Raw genomic sequence first — 21470 nt, 5'->3', positions numbered from 1 at the left:
TCGGCGCGCGGGTCCACATCACACCGGAGGACGGGGTCGTTCACCTGTCCCGTGGGAGGTGGCAGGCGACCATCGGCGGCGTCAGCGCCCACCGCGAGCCGTGACGTGAACCCGTAGGGGCCGTTCATCCGTTGGGGCGGAAGTGGCCGAGGGCCGAGCGGGATGACAGCGCGGCGCGCCAGGGTGTGGAGACAGGAAGCCAAGGCCAAACGGTCCGCCCATCGCCTCACGTCACGTCTTGACGTCACGTCTTGACGCCATGCCTTGACGTCACGTCACCTCACGCCAGGAGGCCACCTATGCCCCCCACCGCCCCGGACTTCGGTCCCCTCATCGACGACTACGCCCCCCACGAGGGGCAACGGGGCTGCGACCCGGCGGCGAAGCCGGGCCTCCTCGGCTTCCGCGACCTGGTCCTCGCCGCCTACCCGGACACGCACAGCCTTGGCATCAGCAGGGAGTGTGACAAACCGGGGGTCAGCGAGCACAAGGAGGGCAGGGCCTGGGACTGGGGCATCGCGGCCGGCCAGGCCCCCCTCGCCGACGACCTCATCGGCTGGCTGCTCGCCACCGACCGGCACGGCAACCGCCACGCCCTCGCCCGCCGCTTCGGAATCATGTACATGATTTGGAACCGGCGGATCTGGCAGGCCGCCCGCGCGGACTCCGACTGGACCCCGTACACCGGTCGCAGTCCGCACACCGACCACGTCCACTTCAGTTTCGGCTGGGCGGGGGCGCGCAGGGAGACCACCTGGTGGACCGGCGGCCGGGCGGTCGCGCCGCAGGTCGGCGTCGGGGTCCCGTCCGTGGTGGACCACGGCTCGGGCATGGTCGTGTCCGGGGTCGAGGCGACGGGCGACGTGGCGCACCGCTGGCAGAACCAGGCGGGCGGAGCGTGGTCGGCGTGGACGCCACTGGGCCGCCCGTCCTCCGGCGCGGTGGGACGGCCGTGGGCGCTGGTCGGCCGCTACGGCAAGCTGACGGTGTTCGTCCGGGGAGCCGACGGGGCGCTGTGGCACACCTGGCAGTCGGAGGCGGGCGCCTGGGCGCCGGAGTGGGTGTCCCTGGGTGGCCGGCCGGCTAGCGACCCGTCGGTGGTGCTCAACCCCAACGGCGCCCTGTCGGTGTTCGCCCGTGATCCCGAGGGGCGCATCACCCACACCTGGCAGCGCGGCCCCGAACACGGCCACGCCTGGCACGACACCTGGGTCGACATGGGCGGCGCCACACAAGGCCGGCCCACCGTACTCGTCGGCCGCGACGGAGGCATGGTCCTCTTCGCACGCGGCACCGACAACGCCCTCCACCACCGCTGGCAGACCGGCACCGGCGGCCCCTGGTCCGACTGGAGCCCTCTCGGCGGACACCTGACGAGCGACCCGGCCGTGGTCCTCAGCCCGAACGGCGCCCTGTCGGTGTTCGCCCGTGCCCCCGAGGGGCGCATCACCCACACCTGGCAGCGCGGCCCCGAACACGGCCACGCCTGGCACGACACCTGGGTCGACATGGGCGGCGCCACACAAGGCCGGCCCACCGTACTCGTCGGCCGCGACGGAGGCATGGTCCTCTTCGCACGCGGCACCGACAACGCCCTCCACCACCGCTGGCAGACCGGCACCGGCGGCCCCTGGTCCGACTGGAACCCCCTCGGCGGACACCTCACCACCGACCCGGCCGTGGTCCTCAACCCCAGCGGCGACCTCTCCGTGTTCGGCCGTGACCCGCGGGGCCGGGTCACCCACACCTGGCAGCGCGGTCCGGAGAACGGGCATGCCTGGAACGACAACTGGGTCGACATGGAGGGCAGCCTCGCCGCCGACCCCGACGCCCCGGCCGCCACCGACGTACTCGCCTCTCCTCGCACCCCGGCCCAGGTCCCGGACCAGGTCCCGGCGGCCGACGCCTCTCACTGATCAGGAGCCCCAGGATGGCCGCGTGCCACATCCCGCCCCACCACGATCCCGAAGTGACCAAGGCCGTCTACCTCGTCGGCCTCGAACTCCAGGTCTCGGACAAGGTGATGCTCGCCGGTTTCGAGGCCGGCTGGGTCGAGTCGCACATGAACAACCTCGACTGCGGCGACCGCGACTCCCTCGGCGTCTTCCAGCAACGGCCCAGCCAGGGCTGGGGAACCCCGGAACAGATCCGGCACGTGCCGTACGCGGCCCGGCAGTTCTTCGTCCGCGCCGTACGCGTCGAGGAACAGTCGCCGCAGCTCACCGCAGGGCAGACGGCCCAGAAGGTGCAGCGCTCGGCCTTCCCGGAGCGGTACGACCAGGTCGCGGACAAGGCCCGCGCTCTCCTCGACGAGGCGCGGGAGGCCACGGGCACGCCTGCCCTGCCCGCCCCGCGCGTCAGCACCGGCATTCCGTCGGTGGTGGACCACGGCTCGGGGATGGCCGTCTTCGGCGTCGACGACACGGGCGAGGTCTTCCACCGCTGGCAGAACGAACCCGGCGGCCCTTGGTCGGCCTGAGCGGCATCGTCCTCACACTCCCCCAGCTACCGCTGAGGGTGCCCCCGGACGGGCTGACGGGCTGAAGAAGCGCGGCCCGTCCGCGACATCTTCAGCCCGTCCGGCGTCCGAGGACCGGGGGCCCGGGGGCAGCGCCCCCGACCACCTACTTGACCACCTACTTCGCCTCGCTCTCCAGCGCCTTCAGCGCCGGGTCCATGACGACGTCCTCGTCCCGGGCCTCCGTCGTCGGGTCCTCCGGGAAGTGGCAGGCCGTCAGGTGGTTCTCACGGTTGCCGGAGATCTGGACGAGCGGCGGCTCGGTCGTCGCGCACTTGTCCTGCGCCTTCCAGCAGCGCGTACGGAAACGGCAGCCGGACGGCGGGTGGATCGGCGAAGGCACGTCGCCGGAGAGCCGGATCCGCTCCCGGTCCTCGGTCTCGTCGTCGAGCGCGACCTCGGGGACGGCCGACAGCAGGGCGTGGGTGTACGGGTGACGGGGCCGGTTGTAGATGGAGTCGCGGTCGCCGACCTCCACGATCTTGCCGAGGTACATCACCGCGAGGCGCTGCGAGAAGTGCCGGACGATCGCCAGGTCGTGGGCGATGAAGAGGAAGGCGATGCCCATCTCTTCCTGGACCTTCTGGAGCAGGTTGACGACCTGCGCCTGGATCGACACGTCCAGCGCGGAGACCGGCTCGTCCGCCACGATCAGCTTCGGGTTCAGGGACAGGGCGCGGGCCACCCCGATGCGCTGGCGCTGGCCTCCGGAGAACTCGTGCGGGAAGCGGTTGTAGTGCTCGGGGTTGAGCCCGACCAGCTCCAGCAGTTCGTGTACGCGCTTCTCCAGGCCGCCCTTCGGGTTGATCCCGTTGACCTCCATCGGCGACTTGATGATGCTGCCGACCGTTTGCCGCGGGTTCAGCGAGGAGTACGGGTCCTGGAAGATCATCTGGATCTCGGACCGTACGGGCGCCATCTGCCGGCGCGAGGCGTGCGAGATGTCCTGCCCCGCGTAGGTGATCTTGCCGGCCGTCGGCTCCAGGAGCCGGGTGATGAGCCGGCCGGTCGTCGACTTGCCGCAGCCGGACTCGCCGACCAGGCCGACGCTCTCGCCGACGCCGACGGTCAGGTCGACCCCGTCGACGGCCTGTACGGCTCCGACCTTGCGCTTGATCGGGAAGCCGCCGTAGATGGGGAAGTGCTTCGTCAGGCCCTCGACGGAGAGCAGCGCCTCGGCGGCTCCGTCCACCGGGCCCTGCGGCTTCGGCAGGGTGAGTTTGTCGCTCATGAGTCGTTCTCCCTAGCCCAGCCGGGGCTTGATCTGCTCGATGAAAAAGGTCGACTTCTGCGCGTCGTCCAGGTGACAGGCGGCGCCGCGGCCCGCGGGCAGCTCCGGTCGCTCGCCGGAGCAGCGGTTGCCGCCGACCTCGGACGTGAAGCCGCACCGCGGATGGAACGGGCAGCCCGACGGCGGGTTCAGCAAGCTCGGCGGTGTCCCCGGGATCGGGGTGAGCGCCTGCGACGTGTCACCGCCCAGCCGCGGCATGGAACTCAGCAGGCCCCAGGTGTACGGGTGCTGGGGCGCGCGCAGTACCTCGCGGACGCTGCCGCGTTCCACGGCGCGGCCCGAGTACATCACCAGCAGGTCGTCGGCCACCTTGGAGATGACGCCGAGGTCGTGGGTGATGAAGATGATCGCCGAGCCGAACTCCTGCTGGAGATCCTTGAGCAGGTCCAGGATCTGGGCCTGCACGGTCACGTCCAGGGCCGTGGTCGGCTCGTCCGCGATCAGCAGGTCCGGGTTGCAGATCAGCGACATCGCGATCATCGCGCGCTGGCGCATACCGCCCGAGAACTGGTGCGGGTAGTCGTCGAAGCGCATCGCGGGCTGCGGGATGCCGACCTTGTCGAGCATCTCGACGGCCCGCAGCCTCGCCTCCTTCTTGGAGGCGCCGGTGTGCTTCATGAAGGGCTCCGCTATCTGCCGGCCCACCGTGTAGTACGGCGAGAGCGCGGTCAGCGGGTCCTGGAAAATCATCGCGACCTTGTTGCCGCGAAGCTTCTCCATCTCCTTCTCGGTCGCGGTGACCAGTTCCTTGCCGTCGAGGACGATCTCGCCCTCGACGGTGGCCGTCTGCGGGTTGTGCAGGCCGAGGACGGTCAGGTTGGTGACGGACTTGCCCGATCCCGACTCACCCACGATGCCGAGCGTCTTGCCACGCTCGACGTCGAAGGAGAGCCCGTCGACGGCCTTCACGATGCCGTCCTCTGTGGAGAACCGCACCCGCAGGTCGCGGACCGAGAGGAAGGCCTCCGGCCCGCTCGGGGCCCTCTCGCCTTCGGTCTTGGTCAGTGTGGTCACGGTATTTCTCCTAGGCGAGGCGCACGCGCGGGTCGATGTAGGCGTAGGCGAGGTCCACGATGATGTTCAGGATCAGGATGAAGAAGGCCCCGAACAGCATGACGCCCATCGTCAGCGGAAGGTCCTTGGTCAGCGAGCCCTCGACCGCGAGACGCCCGATACCGGCAAGGTCGAAGGTGAACTCCGTGACCACCGCGCCCGACAGGAGCGCGCTGAGGTCCATGCCGATGATGGTGACGATCGGGATGAGTGAACCGCGCCAGGCGTAGCGGAAGAAGACGTAACGCTGCCGCATGCCCTTGGCGCGCGCGGTCCTGACGTGCTCCTCCTGCAGCTGCTCGATCATCGTCGAGCGCGCCATACGCGTGTACTGGGCGGTGAAGATGGTGGCCATCACGGCCCAGGGGATCAGCATGCCCATGAACCAGCTGCCCGGGTTCTCCGTGAACGACACGTACTTGGGATTCTCCAGCCAGCCGGTCTGGTAGACGAGGAGGCTAAGGACGATGGGGCCCAGGAAGTAGATCTGGAACGAGCTGAGCACCATCGAGGAGCCGCTGACCACCTTGTCGAGGGCGGTGCCGCGCTTCCACGCCGCCATCAGACCCGTACCGAGGCCGAACAGCAGGAAGATCACCAGGCCGCCGATGGTCAGCGAGAGCGTCAGCGGGAAGCGGTCCATGATGGAGTCCCACACGAAGTCGCCACTGTCGAACGAGACACCCAGGCACGGCGCGGAGCAGTGTCCCTGCGGGAAGTCCCGGCCGACCACGATGCCCTTCATGAAGTCGAAGAACTGTGTGGTGATGGGCTTGTCCAGGCCGAGATTCTCACGGATGACCGCGATGTTCTCGGGCGAGCAGTTCTTGCCGCAGGCGAGCTGGGCGAAGTCCTGCGGGATCGAGTAGAACAGGAAGAACGTGAAAGCGCCGATCAGGAACATGATCACGACGGCGCCGCTCAGCCTGCGGATGAGGAACTGAAGCATGGCGGGTGGGTGCTCTCTTCGGAACGCGGCGGCAGGAGGGGGATACCGTCCGCGGGGGTGCGCTCCGCCTGGCGCACACCCCCGCGGATCAGCCGAGCAGGGGGATTACGGCTGCTTCAGGAACAGGTCGTTAATGTCGATGTAGCTCGACTCCGTGCTGAACCGGGCGCCACCGATGTTCGAACCGTAGAGCTGCATCTGCTTCGAGTAGTAGACCGGGGCGCTGGGGTTGGTGTCCTCCACGATGGCGTGGTGGGCCTCTTCCCAGGTCTTGGCGGCCTGCTCGGGCTGCTCCGTCACGGCCTTCTTGATGAGGTCGTTGACCTTCGGGTCGTCGATGTGCGAGTAGTTCGGAGCACCGTCGGCGACCAGGTCACCGTCGTAGACGGGGGTGATGACCGTGGACGGCGACGGCCAGTCCTGGCCCCAGCCGGTCATGTACAGGTCGTACGGGTTCTTGAGCTTGCCGACCTGCTCGTAGAAGGTCGCGCGGTCGATCTCCTTGGCCTGGACGTCGAAGCCGAGCTTGTTCAGCGCGTCCTTGATGATGACCATCTGGGCCTGGCCACGCGGGGTGTTGGAGTAGGCGTAGCTGAGCTTGGTGCCCTGCTTGAAGCCGGCCTCCTTCAGCAGTGCCTTGGCCTTCGCCGGGTCACCGTTGGGCTTCTTCAGCTTGCCGAACGGGTCGTACTTCGGGTCGAAGCCGGGCAGGGTCGGAGCCAGCAGACCACCCGCGACCTCACCGCCGTACCGGCCGCCGTCCGCCTGCACCATGGACTGGTTCGGGATCGCGTAGGTGATCGCGTCCCGGATCTTCTTGTCCTTCATCTGGGCGCTGTCGAGGTTGAAGCTCAGGGCCCAGACGTAGACCTGGTAGCCCTGGATGGTGCGCTTCTTGGCCTTGGCGTTGCCGATGACCGTCGACAGCTGGGCCGGGTCCACCGAGTCCGTGAACTGGATGGCGTTCTTGGCCTCGCCCTGGTCGGCGATCAGACGCTTGGTCTGGCTGGCCTGGTCGATGGTGTTGGTGAAGTTGTAGCCGTCGACGTACTGGTGACGCACCGAGTCCGTCTTCTCGTCCCACTGGTCGTTCTTGACCAGCTTGAGGGACTTGCCGGCCTTGTACTCGGCGATCTTGTACGGGCCGAGTGCGGCGGGGGCCTTGTCGTACTTCTCCTTCGTGTCCTGCTTCTCGGGCACGATGGCGTAACCGGCCATGGCCAGGGCCTGCGGGAGGTCCGGCTGGGCGGTCTTGAAGTGGAAGACGACCGTTTTCGCGTCCGGGGTCTCCAGGACCGAGTCCGGGAGGTGCTTGCCCTTGTACGGGCCGTCCGGCAGCGCCTTGCGGTAGTCGGAGCCCGAGAGCCAGGTCTGGACGTAGGTCGGTCCGTCGAAGATCACCTTCGAGTACTGCCGCTCGATGGTGTGCCGGATGTCGGCGGACGTGATGACGTTGCCGTCCTCGTCCTTGATGTCGTCCTTCAGCGTGTACGTCCAGGTCTTGCCGCCCTCGGACGACTTTCCGGAGTCGGTGGCGACGTCACCGACGACGGTCAGGTTGCCCTTCTCGTCCTCCTGGAAGTTCGTCAGACCGCGGTGGATCAGGTTGGCGAACTGGCCGGCGTCACTGACGTAGATCTGACCCGGGTCCATGTGGGACAGGTCGGACTGCTGGTACACGTTGATGGTGCCACCGGTCTTGGCCCCGGTCACCGCTTCGGCCGGACCGTTCGACGCCTGGGCGTCGCCGTAGGCGACAGGCGCCGACTGCGCCTTGGCGTCCTCCTTGGACTTGGAGTCGTCCTTGGAGGTGTCCTTGCCGCTGTCGCTGCAGCCGGTCAGCGCGAGCGACCCTGCCGCGACGGCGACGGTGATGGCGCGCACGGTGCGCATTCTTATGGGCTTCATGATGCCGATGACCTACCTGTCGATAGTTGTCCACGAGTGCTGCCTGACGGTCCGGACGAGCCGGAACGGGGGTGGCAGCCCCCCCACCACCAATGGACGTTTAGCGTCCGGTCTTGGGGTCGAATGCGTCCCGGACGGAGTCGCCGAGAAGGTTGAAGGCGAGCACGAAGACCACCATGGCGATACCCGGGAAGAACATGAACGCGGGGTCCTGCTCGTAGATCCCGGCACCGATGGCGAACATCCGGCCCCAGTCCGGCGTCGGCTCGGTGAAGCCCACGCCGACGTAACTGAGGAACGCGATCGAGAGGATCGAGCTGGGCAGCATGTAGGTGCCCTGCACCAGGATCGGCGTGACGATGTTCGGCAGGATCTCCTTGCGCACAATACGCGCCGGAGAGGCCCCCGAGACCTTCGCCGCCTCCACGAACTCCCGCTCCCGCAGGGAGAGTACGGAGCTGCGCACCAGACGGGCCATGCCCATCCAGCCGAGGAACCACATCACCAGAATGATCGCCACGGCGCGCAGATAGGTGGGGGTCTCGTCCGTCGGTGAGACGAACAGCGCGGTGACCACCGGCATGAAGGCGATGAAGAACAGCTGCTGCGGGAAGGCGAGGAAGAAGTCGGTGACCCGGCCCAGCCAGTAGTCGACCTTGCCACCGAAGTAGCCGCTGATCATGCCGAGGACGACGCCTGTCAGGACGCTGAACACCGTGACGAGTACGGCCATGTAGAGCGAGGTGCGCATGCCGTACAGCAGCATGGTGAGCACATCGCGCCCCAGCTTGGGCTCGACGCCGAACCAGAAGTCACCGGATATTCCGCCGAAGGAGCCGGTGGGCATCGCGAAGTCGTCGAGCAGGAAGGGGTAGTCGGGCTCCTGTGCGTACAGCGTGTAGGGGTCCTTGCCGTACAGGGACGAGATGACCGGGGCGAGGGCGGCGACCGCGAAGAAAAAAATCACCACGCACGCGGAGATGACTCCGGTACGGTCTCGCTTGAAGCGATGCCACATCAACTGCCCGGGGGAACGGCCTACGAGCTGCTCGGCCTCGGTGGGCTCGGCGTTCGACACGAGCTCGGGGTCCAAGGCCGCCGACGGCCCGGAGCCCTCGGCCTTGGTTGGACTGGTCATCTTTGTTCTTCCCCCGGGGGATGGAGAGTTGAGCGCAGCACAGATACCGGCAGGTTCTGTGGTTTCAGGGAACTTTCACCAAGTGGGTCAACGCGCGTCAAGGGCGGAAGACATAGGGATCTCCCTACCGTCGAAATTTTGAACAAAAATTGCAGAGAATGACACCTACGCGCGCTTGACAGGTGAGATCAGATTCCGGCAAAACGGTCATCTGTAGAGATAATTTCGTTTACGTGTCCGAAACTTGATTGGGCATTGACCGATATGCGAACGCCGCCGCACCCTCTCCGCCGTTGTCCGAACTGAGCCGTTTTTCGGCATGCGGATACGCCGAAGGCCCGGCCCCCCGTCGTGCGGAGAACCGGGCACTTCTTGAGCAGGGTCAGCCGTGCTTGGCGCGGCTCGCGGCGCGACCGCGCTCACGGGCGTCCAGGTTGACCTTGCGGATGCGCACGGCCTCCGGGGTCACCTCGACACACTCGTCGTCGCGGCAGAACTCCAGCGACTGCTCAAGCGAGAGCTTGCGCGGCGGGACGATCGCCTCGAACGAGTCGGCCGCGGCCGACCGCATGTTGGTGAGCTTCTTCTCCTTGGTGATGTTCACGTCCATGTCGTCGGCGCGCGAGTTCTCGCCGACGATCATGCCCTCGTACACCTCGGTGCCGGGGTCGGTGAACAGCACACCGCGCTCCTGGAGGTTCGTCATCGCGAAGGCGGTGACGGAGCCGGAGCGGTCGGCGACCAGCGAGCCGTTGTTGCGGGTCGTCAGCACGCCGAACCACGGCTCGTGGCCCTCGTGGATCGAGTGGGCGATACCCGTGCCGCGCGTGCCGGTCAGGAACTCGGTACGGAAGCCGATGAGGCCGCGGGACGGCACGACGAACTCCAGCCGGACCCAGCCCGAGCCGTGGTTCGACATGTTGTCCATCCGGCCCTTGCGGACGCCCATGAGCTGCGTGACCGCGCCCATGTGCTCCTCGGGCACGTCGATCGTCATGCGCTCGACCGGCTCGTGCACCTTGCCGTCGATGACCTGCGTGACCACCTGCGGCTTGCCGATGGTCAGCTCGAAGCCCTCACGGCGCATCTGCTCGACCAGGATGGCCAGCGCCAGCTCACCGCGGCCCTGCACCTCCCAGGTGTCCGGGCGCTCGGTGTCCAGGACGCGCAGCGAGACGTTGCCGATCAGCTCACGGTCGAGGCGGTCCTTGACCTGGCGGGCGGTCACCTTACGGTCCTTGACCACGGCCTTGGCGTCCGCGCCCTTGCCGGTGGCACCGCGGCCGACCATCGGGGAGTTGTTCGTACCGATGGTCATCGAGATCGCCGGTTCGTCGACCGTGATGAGCGGCAGCGCGATCGGGTTCTCGGGGTCGGCGAGGGTCTCGCCGATCATGATGTCCGGGATACCGGCGACGGCACAGATGTCACCGGGGCCCGCCTTCTCGGCGGGCTTGCGGGTGAGCGCCTCGGTCATCAGCAGCTCGGTGATGCGCACGTTCGACATGGTGCCGTCACGCTTGATCCACGTGACCGTCTGGCCCTTGCGCAGCTCGCCCTCCTCGACGCGCAGGAGCGCGATACGGCCGAGGAAGTTGTCGGCATCCAGGTTGGTGACGTGCGCCTGGAGCGGGGCGTCCTCGTCGTAGGACGGGGCCGGGACGTGCGACAGGATCGTGGAGAAGAAGGGCTCCAGGCTGTCGCTGTCGGCCGGGACGGTGCCGTCCGCCGGCTTGGTCAGCGAGGCCACGCCGTCCCGCGCACACGCGTAGACGATGGGGAACTCGATCTGCTCCTCGTCCGCGTCCAGGTCCAGGAAGAGGTCGTAGGTCTCGTTGACGACCTCGTCGATCCGGGAGTCCGGGCGGTCCGTCTTGTTGATGCACAGGATGACCGGCAGGCGCTGCTGGAGGGCCTTGCGCAGCACGAAGCGGGTCTGGGGCAGCGGGCCCTCGGAGGCGTCGACCAGGAGGACGACCGCGTCCACCATCGACAGACCGCGCTCGACCTCACCACCGAAGTCGGCGTGGCCGGGGGTGTCGATGATGTTGATGGTGATGACGTCGCCGCCATCCTTCGGGTGGTACTTCACCGCCGTGTTCTTGGCCAGGATCGTGATGCCCTTCTCACGTTCCAGGTCGTTCGAGTCCATCATGCGGTCGTCGAGCGACTCGGCGGCGTGCGCGGCGAAGGCACCGGCCTGCTTGAGCATGGCGTCGACCAGGGTGGTCTTGCCGTGGTCGACGTGGGCGACGATGGCTACGTTGCGAATGTCGTGGCGCGTGGCCATATTGAGGCGCTTCTCCCGGAGTGAGTTGACGGCCATCCGCTGCGCGGGGCCCTGCCGGGCTGAAACGTGCCACGGCCTTACCCCATCGTACGGGCCCGCAACCGCATGGGCCCGACGGGGCTCCGGCCGGTGCCCGCAATGCGGGCCTGTGAGGGCTTGCCGCGCCCCGCGCCGAAGCCGCGAACGGCACGGCCCCGCACCCCTTACGGGGCCGGGGCCGGGGGGCTCACCTGCGGTTTTCGGACTTCTTCAGGAAACCGATGTCCTCGTAGGCGGGGGTCTGGAAACCGAAGGCGCCCGCGTTGGCCAGATCTGTGCGGGCCGCTGCCAGCTGGGGGCGCTGGTAGAGGGGGATCGAGGCCGCGGCGGCCCAGATGCGGGCGTCCGCCTTGCGGACCAGGGAGCGGGACTCGTCCGCGTCCAGTTCGGCGATGGCCTGGTCGAAGAGCTGGTCCACCTGGTCGGTGCCGACCCGGGTGAAGTTCTGCTCGACGTTCAGGGAGCCGTCCGCCGCCGGGACCGGCTTGGCGTAGATGGGGCGGGCGTCGGTCGCGGGGAACGCGGACGCGGGCCAGGAGTACAGCGCCAGGTCGTACTGGCCCGAGGCGATGTGGTCCTTGAAGTAGCTGTCGTCGGCGACCTTGGAGACCTCCGTACGGATGCCGACGCGGTCCAGCATCCGGGCGATCCGGTCCCCGACCGCCCGCAGCGACTGGGATCCGGGGCCCGCGGGGAGCACGAACCGCAGCGACAGCGGTTTGCCGTTCTTGGCGAGCGGTCCCGCGGCCGCGGGGCCCGGGGCGCGGGTACCCCTGGGCGCGTACGCCCCCGGGGCGCCGCCGGGCTTCAGCTGCTGCTGTCCGTCCTGGGCGAGGTGCTTCTCCGCCCCGCCCGCCCCGCCCGCCCCGTCCCGCGACCCGGGCGCGAGCACGGTGGGGCTCGGCTCGTCGGCGCGCTTGTCGTCCGTACCCCCGACGATGTACGTGCCGTCGTCCCCGGAGCCGTCCGCGTCCGTGAGGTCCTTGGAGACCCTGGAGTCCTTGGAGTCCTTGGAGTCCTTGGAGACCCTGGAGTCCCTGGCGGCCTTCGATGCCTCGGCGCCGGCCGCCTTCTTGGGCTTCTTCCCCTTCTCGACGGAGCCGCCCACCACCCAGCCGGCGTCGGAGAGCAGGGCCTGCGCCTCCCGGGTGTCCTGGTCGCCGAGCGCTCCGCTGTTGTCGGCGTACGCGCGCTGTCCGGCCAGCGCGAGGTGGCTGCCGACCGGCTCGGCGGGCAGGCCGAGCGGCTCCAGCACGGCCTTGGCGAGCTCCTCGCGGTCGAGGGCGCGGGCTACGGCCCGGCGGACCCGTTCGTCGGCGAGCGGGCCCTGAGAGCCGTTCAGCGCGAGCTGGGTGAAGGCCGGTTCGAGGGACTTGCGGACCACGAAATCACGCAGGGCGGACTGCTGGCCGGCGTACTTCGCCACGGCCTTGGCGCGCTTCTCGCGGGCCGTGGTCTCCTCCTCGGCCGCCTCCTCGTCGGAGCCGTGCGCGATCGCCCAGGACCGCAGCGCCCTGCCCGGCGTGAGGGCGGCGGCGGGGCCATGGGTGAGCGGAGCGCCCTTGCCGCCCGTGCCGCTACCGGCCTCCCGGTCGGCGGACGTGATGCGGTGGGCCTCGGACGCGTCGATCTCGGCCAGATCGAGCCGGCCGCCGGCGAGCGCGGCGGCACGCTTCTCCCGTGGCACGGCCCGCAGGACCAGTGCGGAGAGCTTGGCCGGCCGGCCCCACCACCGGGGGTTGCGCTTCAGGGTGACGTCGCCCGCCCTGCGGTCGACCGTGTCGACGGCGAAGGGGCCCGCGGTGACCTTCAGCCTGCGCCGTGCGCTGTCGTTGAAGGTGTCCGGGGTGCCCATGACGTCCTTCGGGTACAGCGGCGAGAACAGCGACTGCCAGTCCGCGTACGGCTTCTTGAACGTGACCCGCACCTCCAGGTCGTTCGCGCCGCGTTCGATCTTCTCGATGCGGTCGTAGCCGGCGTTGCGGGCGGTCCAGTACGCGGTGTCCCTGCCGGACAGGGCGCGCCACTGGGCGGAGAAGTCCGCGGCGCCGATCTCGCGGCCGTCGCTCCACACTGCCTGCTGGTTGAGCTTGTAGAGCACGACCTGCCGGGGCTCGCGCTCGACGACCTTCGCCGCCTCCAGGTAGTCGGGGTTGCGCTGGGCGCGGCCGTTCGCGTCGAGCCGGTACAGGGAGGGCAGTACGGCGCCGGCGACCCGGGAGGTGGCGGCGTCCGCGTCCGCCTGGAAGGTGTTGAGGGTCTCGGGGACGCTGTCCACGGCCCAGTGCAGGGTGCCGCCGTCGGCGACCCGATCGCGCTTCGCGGACGCGATGTCCTGGCCGGCGGCGGGCTTGCCGGCCTCGTCCTGCTCACTGCACCCGGCGAGCACGGGCACCGCGAGGACGCCCGCCGTGAGGAACGCTACCGAGCGCGTCACCGCGCGCAGTCCGACGCCGTCGTGGGACATGACTGGTACCTCCGGGGGGCCGCTCCACGGGTGAACACGGGTGGTCTGATCACGTTTGGCGGTATTTGGAGCTGATCAGATCTATGCGGCCACTGAAGAGGAAAGGTTCCGGCACCGGGCAGCGACACGGCGACGGGCCCGGGGAAGCCCACCCGTGCGGCGCAATGCCCCGGGCCCGCGCGCCGGAGCGGGATCTGTACCCGCACGCCCCCGGGAGGGCTTCTGCCGGATCTTCCCAATCCATGCACGTCCCTTCCCACCAGCCGGTGTGACGCGCGACACTCGCAGGCGCATGAACGTTGCCGCCTTGGACCGATGGGTCCGCGGAAGTGAGGGCAAGTCATGTCCGTGCACGACGAACTGACGTCAGTCCAGCGCTGCCTCGACGACCTGGTGAGGTCGGTGAAGCGCCTGGAACAGCAAGTGGACGGTGGCGGCCTGGAGATGCGCAGGGTGCGCACCGACGCCGATCACCTGCGCGAGAGCGTGGCGCTGCTGCGCGAGGCCGCACCCGGCATCGCCAGGACGACCCGCCCCGAGCTCGTGTCCATCCCCGACACCCCGTACGACACGACCCTGTGGACGGACTCGGACGACGAGGGTCTCGGCGCCCGCGACCGCCACGCACCCTGATCCCCGACCGGAGCTCTCCTTGGCCACTGGTACGGAACCCCAAATGAAGAGCGGCGGCGTACGGAACGGTACGCGCGCCGCGATCACCGCCCCGCATCTGCGGACCGACCGCTGGTGGCTGGCGCCCGCCGCGACCGCGGCCGGGCTGCTGGCCTTCGTCGTCTACTCGACGTGGCGGGCGTTCTCGAACAGCGACTACTACGCCGCCCCGTACGTCTCGCCGTTCTACTCGCCCTGTCTGGCGGAGAACTGCGAGCCCATGAGGAGCGGCCCGAACTGGGAGATCTTCGGCGGCTGGTGGGGCCTGTCCCCCGCCCTGCTCGTGCTGATCTTCCCGCTCGGCTTCCGGCTGACCTGCTACTACTACCGCAAGGCCTACTACCGGGGCTTCTGGGCCTCGCCGCCCGCCTGCGCGGTCGCCGAGCCGCACAAGAAGTACTCCGGCGAGACGCGCTTCCCGCTGATCCTGCAGAACATCCACCGCTACTTCTTCTACGCGGCGGTACCGGTCGCCGGGATCCTCACGTACGACACGGTTCTCGCCTTCCGGAACGAGGAGTACGAGTGGGGCCACATGGGGCTCGGCACGCTCGTGTTCCTCGTCAACATCGTGCTGATCTGGGCGTACACCCTCTCGTGCCACTCCTGTCGGCACATCGTCGGCGGCAAGCTCAAGCACTTCTCCAAGCACCCCGTGCGCTACCGGGCCTGGCAGCTGGTGGGCCGCCTCAACGCCCGCCACATGCAGCTCGCCTGGGCGTCGCTGGTGAGCGTGGCGGTCGCCGACTTCTACGTGTACCTGGTCGCGTCCGGCGCCTTCAGTGATCCGACCTTCTTCTAACAGACAAAAGGTGCTTCTGATGTCCGTGGTCGACCGGCAGGAGTGGGACGTCGTCGTGGTCGGTGCCGGAGGAGCCGGCCTGCGTGCGGCGATCGCGGCGCGGGAACGCGGCGCGCGTACGGCCGTCATCTGCAAGTCGCTGTTCGGCAAGGCGCACACCGTGATGGCCGAGGGCGGCATCGCGGCGGCCATGGGCAACGTCAACTCGGGCGACAACTGGCAGGTCCACTTCCGCGACACCCTGCGCGGGGGCAAGTTCCTCAACCAGTGGCGGATGGCCGAGCTGCACGCCCAGGAGGCCCCCGACCGCGTGTGGGAGCTGGAGACCTGGGGCGCCCTCTTCGACCGTACGGCGGACGGGCGCATCTCCCAGCGCAACTTCGGCGGACACGAGTACCCGAGACTCGCGCACGTCGGCGACCGTACGGGCCTGGAACTGATCCGCACGCTCCAGCAGAAGATCGTGTCGCTCCAGCAGGAGGACTTCAAGGAGACCGGTGACTACGAGTCACGCCTGAAGGTCTACCAGGAGTGCACGGTCACCCGGCTCCTCAAGGAGGACAGCCGCGTGTCCGGGGCCTTCTGCTACGCACGGGAGTCCGGCCGCTTCTTCGTGCTTGAGGCACCTTCGGTCGTGGTCGCCACCGGCGGTATCGGCAAGTCATTCAAGGTGACGTCGAACTCGTGGGAGTACACGGGCGACGGGCACGCGCTGGCGCTGCTCGCCGGGGCGCCGCTGCTGAACATGGAGTTCGTGCAGTTCCACCCGACGGGCATGGTCTGGCCGCCGTCCGTGAAGGGGATCCTCGTCACGGAGTCGGTGCGCGGGGACGGCGGGGTGCTCAGGAACTCCGAGGGCAAGCGGTTCATGTTCGAGTACATCCCGGACGTGTTCAAGGAGAAGTACGCGCAGTCCGAGGAGGAGGGCGACCGCTGGTACGAGGACCCGGACCACAATCGGCGCCCACCCGAACTGCTCCCCCGGGACGAGGTGGCACGGGCCATCAACTCCGAGGTGAAGGCGGGTCGCGGCTCGCCCCACGGCGGGGTGTTCCTGGACGTGTCGACCCGGATGCCCGCCGAGGTGATCCGGCGTCGGCTGCCGTCCATGTACCACCAGTTCAAGGAGCTCGCGGACGTCGACATCACCGCCGAGGCGATGGAGGTCGGGCCGACCTGCCACTACGTGATGGGCGGCATCGCGGTCGAGTCGGACACCGCGGCGGCCCGCGGGGTGCCCGGCCTCTTCGCGGCCGGTGAGGTCGCGGGCGGGATGCACGGTTCCAACCGGCTCGGCGGGAACTCGCTCTCCGACCTGCTGGTGTTCGGGCGGCGGGCCGGACTGCACGCCGCGGAGTACGCCACCGGGCTCACCGGACCCGCCGGCGGGCGCCCCCTCGTGGACGACGCCCAGGTCGACGCGGCCGCCGCCGAGGCGTTGCGGCCCTTCTCGGCCGAGGGGCCCGCGCCCGGCGAGGAGGCCGGCCGGCCGCCGGAGAACCCGTACACCCTCCACCAGGAGCTCCAGCAGGCGATGAACGACCTCGTCGGCATCATCCGCCGGGAGGCGGAGATGGAGGCGGCCCTGGAGAAACTCGCGGATCTGCGGGTACGGGCACGGCGGGCCGGCGTCGAGGGGCACCGGCAGTTCAACCCCGGCTGGCACCTCGCGCTCGACCTGCGGAACATGCTGCTCGTCAGCGAGTGCGTGGCGCGGGCCGCGCTGGAGCGCACCGAGTCACGCGGCGGCCACACCCGGGAGGACCACCCGGCGATGGACCGGGCCTGGCGGCGCGTGAACCTGCTCTGTCAGCTGACCGACCCCACCGGCGGCCTGGCGGCGACGGACCCGGTGCACGGTCAGATCGACCTCGTACGGGAGACCACCGAACCCATCCGACCCGACCTGCTCGCTCTCTTCGAGAAGGAAGAGCTGGTCAAGTACCTCGCCGAAGAGGAGCTCCACGAGTGAGCAGCTACGAGGCCCGCTTCAAGGTGTGGCGCGGGGACGTCGAGGGCGGCGGCCTGCAGGACTTCGGGGTCGAGGTGAACGACGGCGAGGTGGTCCTCGACATCATCCACCGGCTCCAGGCGACCCGGGCCCCGGACCTCGCCGTGCGCTGGAACTGCAAGGCGGGCAAATGCGGTTCGTGTTCGGCGGAGATCAACGGCCGGCCCCGGCTGCTGTGCATGACCCGGATGTCGGTGTTCACCCGGGAGGAGACGATCACCGTCACTCCCCTGCGGGCCTTCCCGGTGATCCGCGACCTCGTGACCGACGTCGGCTTCAACTACACGAAGGCGCGGGAGGTGCCCGCCTTCGTGCCGCCGGAAGGCGTCGGGCCGGGTGAGTACCGGATGATGCAGGAGGACGTGGACCGGTCGCAGGAGTTCCGCAAGTGCATCGAGTGCTTCCTGTGCCAGGACACCTGCCATGTGGTGCGCGACCACGAGGAGAACAAGGCCGCCTTCGCCGGTCCGCGCTTCCTGATGCGGGTGGCCGAGCTGGACATGCATCCGCTGGACGCGGCCGACGAGAACGGCCTCGACCGCAGGAGGACCGCCCAGGACGAGCACGGACTCGGCTACTGCAACATCACCAAGTGCTGCACCGAGGTCTGCCCCGAGGGCATCAAGATCACGGACAACGCCCTGATCCCCCTGAAGGAACGCGCGATCGACCGCAAGTACGACCCGCTGGTCTGGCTGGGTTCGAAGATCGGCAGGCGTTCTTCAGGAGGGTGAGAGGGGCGGCGGGGTCAGAACAGGCTCAGCAGGGCCGCCGCGGGGTCCGTGAGGGGCTTTCCGGCGTGGGGCAGGGGGAGTTCGAACCACACCGTCTTCCCGCGGGGTGTGCGGCGGGAGCCCCAGGAGGTGCTGAGGAGCCCCACCAGCTGGAGTCCGCGGCCGCCCTCGTCCGTGTCGCGGGCCCGGCGGCGGCGGGGCTGGACGAGACCGGCGTCCCAGACCTCGCAGACCAGGGTGCGGTCGAGGAGGAGACGGAGGCGGATCTCGCCCTCGCCGTAGCGCAGGGCGTTGGTGACGAGTTCACTGACGAGCAGTTCGGCCGTGTCGACGAGCGGTTCCAGGTCCCAGCCGACCAGTTGGTTCCTGGCGAACTCGCGTGCGCGGCCCACACTGCGCGGCTCGCGCGGCAGCGTCCAGTCGCCCACCGAGTCGGCGGGCAGCCCCTGGACACGTGCCATCAACAACGCGATGTCGTCCTCGCCGTGGTGCGTGTCGAGGGTGCTGAGGACGTGGTCGCAGACGTCCTCCAGCAGGCTGGAGGGGTCGGTGAGGGCGCCCACGAAGGCCTGCAGGCCCTCATCGAGGGGGTGGTCGCGGGATTCGACCAGTCCGTCCGTGTAGAGCGCCAGGAGGGCCCCTTCCGGGAGTTCGACCTCCACCTCCTCGAACGGCTCGCCACCGACGCCGAGCGGTATTCCCGGCGGTACGTCGAGCATGAGCGCGCTCTCGCCCGGTTCGACGAGGACCGGCGGAAGGTGGCCGGCGTTGGCGAACGTACAGCGGCGGGTCACGGAGTCGTAGACCGCGTACACACAGGTGGCGAGGTACACCTCGGAGAGGTCGGCGTCCCGGGACTGGCGGGCACCGCGCGTAGATTGCTGGGTGCCGCCCGGCGTGCCCAGGCCCCGGGCGACCTCGTCCAACGCGGAGAGCACCTCGGCCGGTTCGAGGTCGAGAAGGGCCAGGGTGCGTACGGCCGTGCGGAGTTCACCCATCGCGACAGCCGCGCGAAGACCGCGGCCCATGACGTCGCCCACGACCAACGCCGTGCGGTGACCCGGCAGTTCGATGACGTCGAACCAGTCGCCGCCGACCTCCGTGGCCGCGTTCCCCGGGAGGTAGCGGCAGGCGATGTCCAGGCCGGAGGCCTCCGGGTCGCCCGGGGGCAGCAGGGAGCGCTGGAGGATCAGGGCGCGTTCGTGCTCGCGGCGGTACAGGCGCGCGTTGTCCATACAGACGGCGGCCCGTGCGGCCAGCTCGACCGCCAGCGCCCGGTCGCGCTCCCCGAACGGCTCGCTGCCCTTCGTACGGGAGAACTGGACGATGCCGACGACCGTGTCGTGGGCGACCATCGGCACCGCGAGCGTGGACTGGATCAGCCCGCCCTCCTCCGCGGCGACGAACTGCGGCTTGGCGGTGCGCAGGGCGTCCGCGCAGGAGGAGTTGAAGGCGAAGTGGTGGACCGCGCCGACGCTCACGGGCTTGCGGCCGCCGACGAAGGGCGCGTCGGACACGGCGCTGGCGTAGGCGACCCGGCGCAGTTCGGCGCTGCCGTCGGCGAGGCCCGGCGGGGTCTCGTCACCGGCGAGCAGACCTTGGTAGAGGTCGACGGCGGCCAGGTCGCAGAAGCCGGGGACGGCCACGTCGAGGAGTTCGCGGGCCGTGGTCTCCAGATCGAGCGAGTTCCCTATACGCGCTCCCGCCTCGTTCAGGAGGGCGAGATTGCGCCGGGCCTGCGCGGCCTCACGGGCGGCGGCGCGGCGCGCGGTGATGTCGGTACCCAGCCACGCGACGCCGATCGGACGGCCCGAACCGCCGTGTACGCGATAGAGGTTGATGGACCAGTGGCGGCGCTCGGTGGAACCGGGGACGGTGCCCGTGACCAGCATCTCGGTGACGGAGTCGCCCGTCTCCAGGACCCGGCGCAGTATCGCCGAGACGCGGTCGGTCTCGCCCGGCGACAGATAGTCCTTGACCGTGCGGCCGCGGTGGTCGTCGACGGTGCCACCGAAGGTCGAGGCGAACCGCTGGTTGGCGCGGCGAATCCGCAGGTCCGGGTCGATCAGGAGGAAACCGAAGGGAGATTGGCCGAAAATTGCCTGCGAGGCGGCGAGGTCCGTTTCGATACTGCGGAGCGTGCGTACGTCCACGACGATGCACACGGCGGCCCGTTCGCCCTCCTCGGTCCGCGTCGGCATGACGTAGACCTCGGCGAGCCCCTCGATGACCCGGCCGCTGCCCTCGGGGTCGGGCAGCCGGAAGGGGACCACACCGGTCCACTCCCTGCCGTCGAGGACTTCGGCCATCTTCCGCTGGCCGACGTCGCGCCTGTCCTCCGCCACGAAGGCCTCGATGGGGTCCAGGCCCACGGCGCGGTCGGCCGGGATGCCGAAGAGCTGCTCGGCGCGCAGGCTCCACTGGTCGACGAGGCCGTCGGGGCCGATCGAGAACGAGGCGACCTTGATGTAGTCGTAGATCGAACCGGGCGGACTGCTCTGCCACACGACCTCACCGGACGTGTCGCCCGACGCTTCGTCCGGCGCTGCGCCGAGCACTCCGTCCGACGTTCCGTCCAACGCTCCGGCCGTCGTCCTGCCCGCCGCGGGCGTGGCGTCATCGCCTGTCGTCGCATCAGCCATCGCGCCGCCCGACGGGTCCTCGGACTCCGTGGCCTTCGCTGGTATCTCGCTCACGCGAACCGTCCCCTCCAGCTCACCGCGCCCGGCACCGGTCACCGAAAGCGGCTGCCCGCAGTATCCAGCACTACGGAGCCGCACAACACGGTGTTCACGATCACAGCACGGTCCCGATGCTTTTAGGACCGGCTGCGACAAACACTCCCAGTCTTCTAACCACGTGACACCCCCTCGAACCACCGACCCGGTCCGTCTCTGTGGCCGAGACGGGCCGGACCGCTCGCGGACCTCACCGAAGAGCGGGCGATCAGCCGGGGAGGGCCAGCTCGAACCACACCGTCTTACCCGTTTCGCCTGGTCTGGTGCCCCAGCGGCGCGCGGAGTCCGCCACCAGCTGGAGCCCTCTACCGGTCTCGTCGTCGGGCTGGGCGGAGCGCTGCCGGGGCGGGTCGGGCAGCGGGTCGGAAACCTCCACCAGCAGGGCGCCCAGCAGACCCGAGGGACGTACGAGGCGGACGCCGATGGGGCCGGTCGCATGCCGCAGGGAGTTGGTCACCAGCTCGCTGACCAGCAACGCCGTCACATCACTCAGGGGATCGAGGCCCCAGGCGCGCAGTTGGCCGCGGACCACGGCACGGGCGGTTCCGACGGCGCCAGGCTCCGCAGGGAAGGTCCACTCGGCGACATCGCCCTCGGCGTGAATCACGCAGCTCACTCCCAGGCCTGCAGCGGACCGTGTCCGGTTTCACGGGGTTAATGGGCACATACCCGATATCCCGGGCGAAGTACCGTGTGTGAGGGCGTGCCGTGCCACGAACGGCGTACTCCGAGCCCGCATCACTCTCCACACGCGCCCCGCGAGAGCGAGCGTCCCACGTACGACGCGCGTATCGCACCCCCGCACGACGTTGTTCTGTGCCACGGCTCCCGCTTATGGGGCTGCCGCCCCCATACCCCCG

General features: G+C 69.2%; 15 protein-coding genes. 6 read left to right on the top strand and 9 right to left on the bottom strand.

From position 1 onward, the window contains the following. Positions 1-299 precede the first annotated feature (299 nt). Both ACIOKD_RS05970 and ACIOKD_RS05965 read left to right on the top strand, forming a co-directional pair. Positions 300-1916 carry a hypothetical protein gene (locus ACIOKD_RS05970; protein ID WP_402078752.1) on the top strand — a complete coding sequence of 539 codons (1617 nt, stop codon included), beginning with the start codon at positions 300-302 and terminating at the stop codon, positions 1914-1916. Positions 1917-1930: 14 nt separating this feature from the next. Continuing rightward, entirely contained in the window at positions 1931-2479 is a 549-nt protein-coding gene (locus ACIOKD_RS05965; protein ID WP_402078750.1) for a hypothetical protein, read from the top strand. Positions 2480-2636: 157 nt separating this feature from the next. Here the strand turns inward: ACIOKD_RS05965 and ACIOKD_RS05960 are convergent, their stop codons facing one another. The 7 genes from ACIOKD_RS05960 to ACIOKD_RS05930 form a co-directional block, all read right to left on the bottom strand. Further along, positions 2637-3749, bottom strand: a complete 1113-nt coding sequence (locus tag ACIOKD_RS05960; protein ID WP_402078747.1) for an ABC transporter ATP-binding protein — start codon at positions 3747-3749, stop codon at positions 2637-2639. Positions 3750-3761: 12 nt separating this feature from the next. Next, positions 3762-4823: an ABC transporter ATP-binding protein gene (locus ACIOKD_RS05955; protein WP_402078744.1), complete on the bottom strand. Its 1062-nt coding sequence runs from the start codon at positions 4821-4823 to the stop codon at positions 3762-3764. A 10-nt stretch (positions 4824-4833) separates the two neighbouring features. Then, on the bottom strand, positions 4834-5811 hold the full coding sequence (locus ACIOKD_RS05950) for an ABC transporter permease (protein ID WP_402078742.1): 978 nt from the start codon (positions 5809-5811) through the stop codon (positions 4834-4836). A 105-nt stretch (positions 5812-5916) separates the two neighbouring features. Continuing rightward, a complete protein-coding gene (locus ACIOKD_RS05945) occupies positions 5917-7719 on the bottom strand; it encodes an ABC transporter substrate-binding protein (RefSeq protein WP_402078739.1) in 1803 nt (600 codons plus the stop codon). 100 nt (positions 7720-7819) lie between these two features. Continuing rightward, positions 7820-8857, bottom strand: coding sequence for an ABC transporter permease (locus ACIOKD_RS05940; RefSeq protein ID WP_402078737.1), 1038 nt, complete (start codon positions 8855-8857; stop codon positions 7820-7822). A 382-nt stretch (positions 8858-9239) separates the two neighbouring features. Then, on the bottom strand, positions 9240-11147 hold the full coding sequence (typA, locus tag ACIOKD_RS05935) for a translational GTPase TypA (protein WP_402078735.1): 1908 nt from the start codon (positions 11145-11147) through the stop codon (positions 9240-9242). Between the two features lie 226 nt (positions 11148-11373). Further along, a complete protein-coding gene (locus tag ACIOKD_RS05930; RefSeq protein WP_402078733.1) occupies positions 11374-13653 on the bottom strand; it encodes an ABC transporter family substrate-binding protein in 2280 nt (759 codons plus the stop codon). 342 nt (positions 13654-13995) lie between these two features. On the opposite strand from ACIOKD_RS05930, the gene ACIOKD_RS05925 reads away from it, so the two are divergent. From ACIOKD_RS05925 to ACIOKD_RS05910, 4 genes are read left to right on the top strand one after another with little or no spacing between them, the layout of a single operon-like run. Then, positions 13996-14286 carry a hypothetical protein gene (locus ACIOKD_RS05925; RefSeq protein WP_402078730.1) on the top strand — a complete coding sequence of 97 codons (291 nt, stop codon included), beginning with the start codon at positions 13996-13998 and terminating at the stop codon, positions 14284-14286. A 43-nt stretch (positions 14287-14329) separates the two neighbouring features. Beyond that, positions 14330-15127 carry a hypothetical protein gene (locus ACIOKD_RS05920; RefSeq protein WP_402078727.1) on the top strand — a complete coding sequence of 266 codons (798 nt, stop codon included), beginning with the start codon at positions 14330-14332 and terminating at the stop codon, positions 15125-15127. A gap of 19 nt (positions 15128-15146) precedes the next feature. Further along, positions 15147-17099, top strand: coding sequence for a fumarate reductase/succinate dehydrogenase flavoprotein subunit (locus ACIOKD_RS05915; RefSeq protein ID WP_402078724.1), 1953 nt, complete (start codon positions 15147-15149; stop codon positions 17097-17099). Continuing rightward, a complete protein-coding gene (locus ACIOKD_RS05910) occupies positions 17096-17872 on the top strand; it encodes a succinate dehydrogenase/fumarate reductase iron-sulfur subunit (RefSeq protein ID WP_402078721.1) in 777 nt (258 codons plus the stop codon). Before ACIOKD_RS05915 ends, ACIOKD_RS05910 begins: the two co-directional genes overlap by 4 nt. 14 nt (positions 17873-17886) lie before the next feature. On the opposite strand, the gene ACIOKD_RS05905 is transcribed toward ACIOKD_RS05910, so the two are convergent. Together ACIOKD_RS05905 and ACIOKD_RS05900 are read right to left on the bottom strand one after the other, a co-directional pair. Beyond that, on the bottom strand, positions 17887-20568 hold the full coding sequence (locus tag ACIOKD_RS05905; protein WP_402078718.1) for a SpoIIE family protein phosphatase: 2682 nt from the start codon (positions 20566-20568) through the stop codon (positions 17887-17889). Between the two features lie 250 nt (positions 20569-20818). Beyond that, on the bottom strand, positions 20819-21217 hold the full coding sequence (locus ACIOKD_RS05900; protein WP_402078715.1) for an ATP-binding protein: 399 nt from the start codon (positions 21215-21217) through the stop codon (positions 20819-20821). Between the last annotated feature and the right edge of the window lie 253 nt (positions 21218-21470).

The organism is Streptomyces sp. NPDC087844 (assembly GCF_044742785.1).
Classification (GTDB): domain Bacteria; phylum Actinomycetota; class Actinomycetes; order Streptomycetales; family Streptomycetaceae; genus Streptomyces.
Note: the sequence above shows the minus strand (reverse complement) of the source record. Positions and strands in the feature narration are given on the sequence as shown.

Bases quoted from the DNA above. Each gene is read 5' to 3' on its own strand.
- ACIOKD_RS05970 (WP_402078752.1), top strand. From the start codon at position 300: ATGCCCCCCACCGCCCCGGACTTCGGTCCCCTCATCGACGACTACGCC.
- ACIOKD_RS05965 (WP_402078750.1), top strand. From the start codon at position 1,931: ATGGCCGCGTGCCACATCCCGCCCCACCACGATCCCGAAGTGACCAAG.
- ACIOKD_RS05960 (WP_402078747.1), bottom strand. From the start codon at position 3,749: ATGAGCGACAAACTCACCCTGCCGAAGCCGCAGGGCCCGGTGGACGGA.
- ACIOKD_RS05950 (WP_402078742.1), bottom strand. From the start codon at position 5,811: ATGCTTCAGTTCCTCATCCGCAGGCTGAGCGGCGCCGTCGTGATCATG.
- ACIOKD_RS05945 (WP_402078739.1), bottom strand. From the start codon at position 7,719: ATGAAGCCCATAAGAATGCGCACCGTGCGCGCCATCACCGTCGCCGTC.
- ACIOKD_RS05940 (WP_402078737.1), bottom strand. From the start codon at position 8,857: ATGACCAGTCCAACCAAGGCCGAGGGCTCCGGGCCGTCGGCGGCCTTG.
- typA (WP_402078735.1), bottom strand. From the start codon at position 11,147: ATGGCCACGCGCCACGACATTCGCAACGTAGCCATCGTCGCCCACGTC.
- ACIOKD_RS05930 (WP_402078733.1), bottom strand. From the start codon at position 13,653: ATGTCCCACGACGGCGTCGGACTGCGCGCGGTGACGCGCTCGGTAGCG.
- ACIOKD_RS05925 (WP_402078730.1), top strand. From the start codon at position 13,996: ATGTCCGTGCACGACGAACTGACGTCAGTCCAGCGCTGCCTCGACGAC.
- ACIOKD_RS05920 (WP_402078727.1), top strand. From the start codon at position 14,330: ATGAAGAGCGGCGGCGTACGGAACGGTACGCGCGCCGCGATCACCGCC.
- ACIOKD_RS05915 (WP_402078724.1), top strand. From the start codon at position 15,147: ATGTCCGTGGTCGACCGGCAGGAGTGGGACGTCGTCGTGGTCGGTGCC.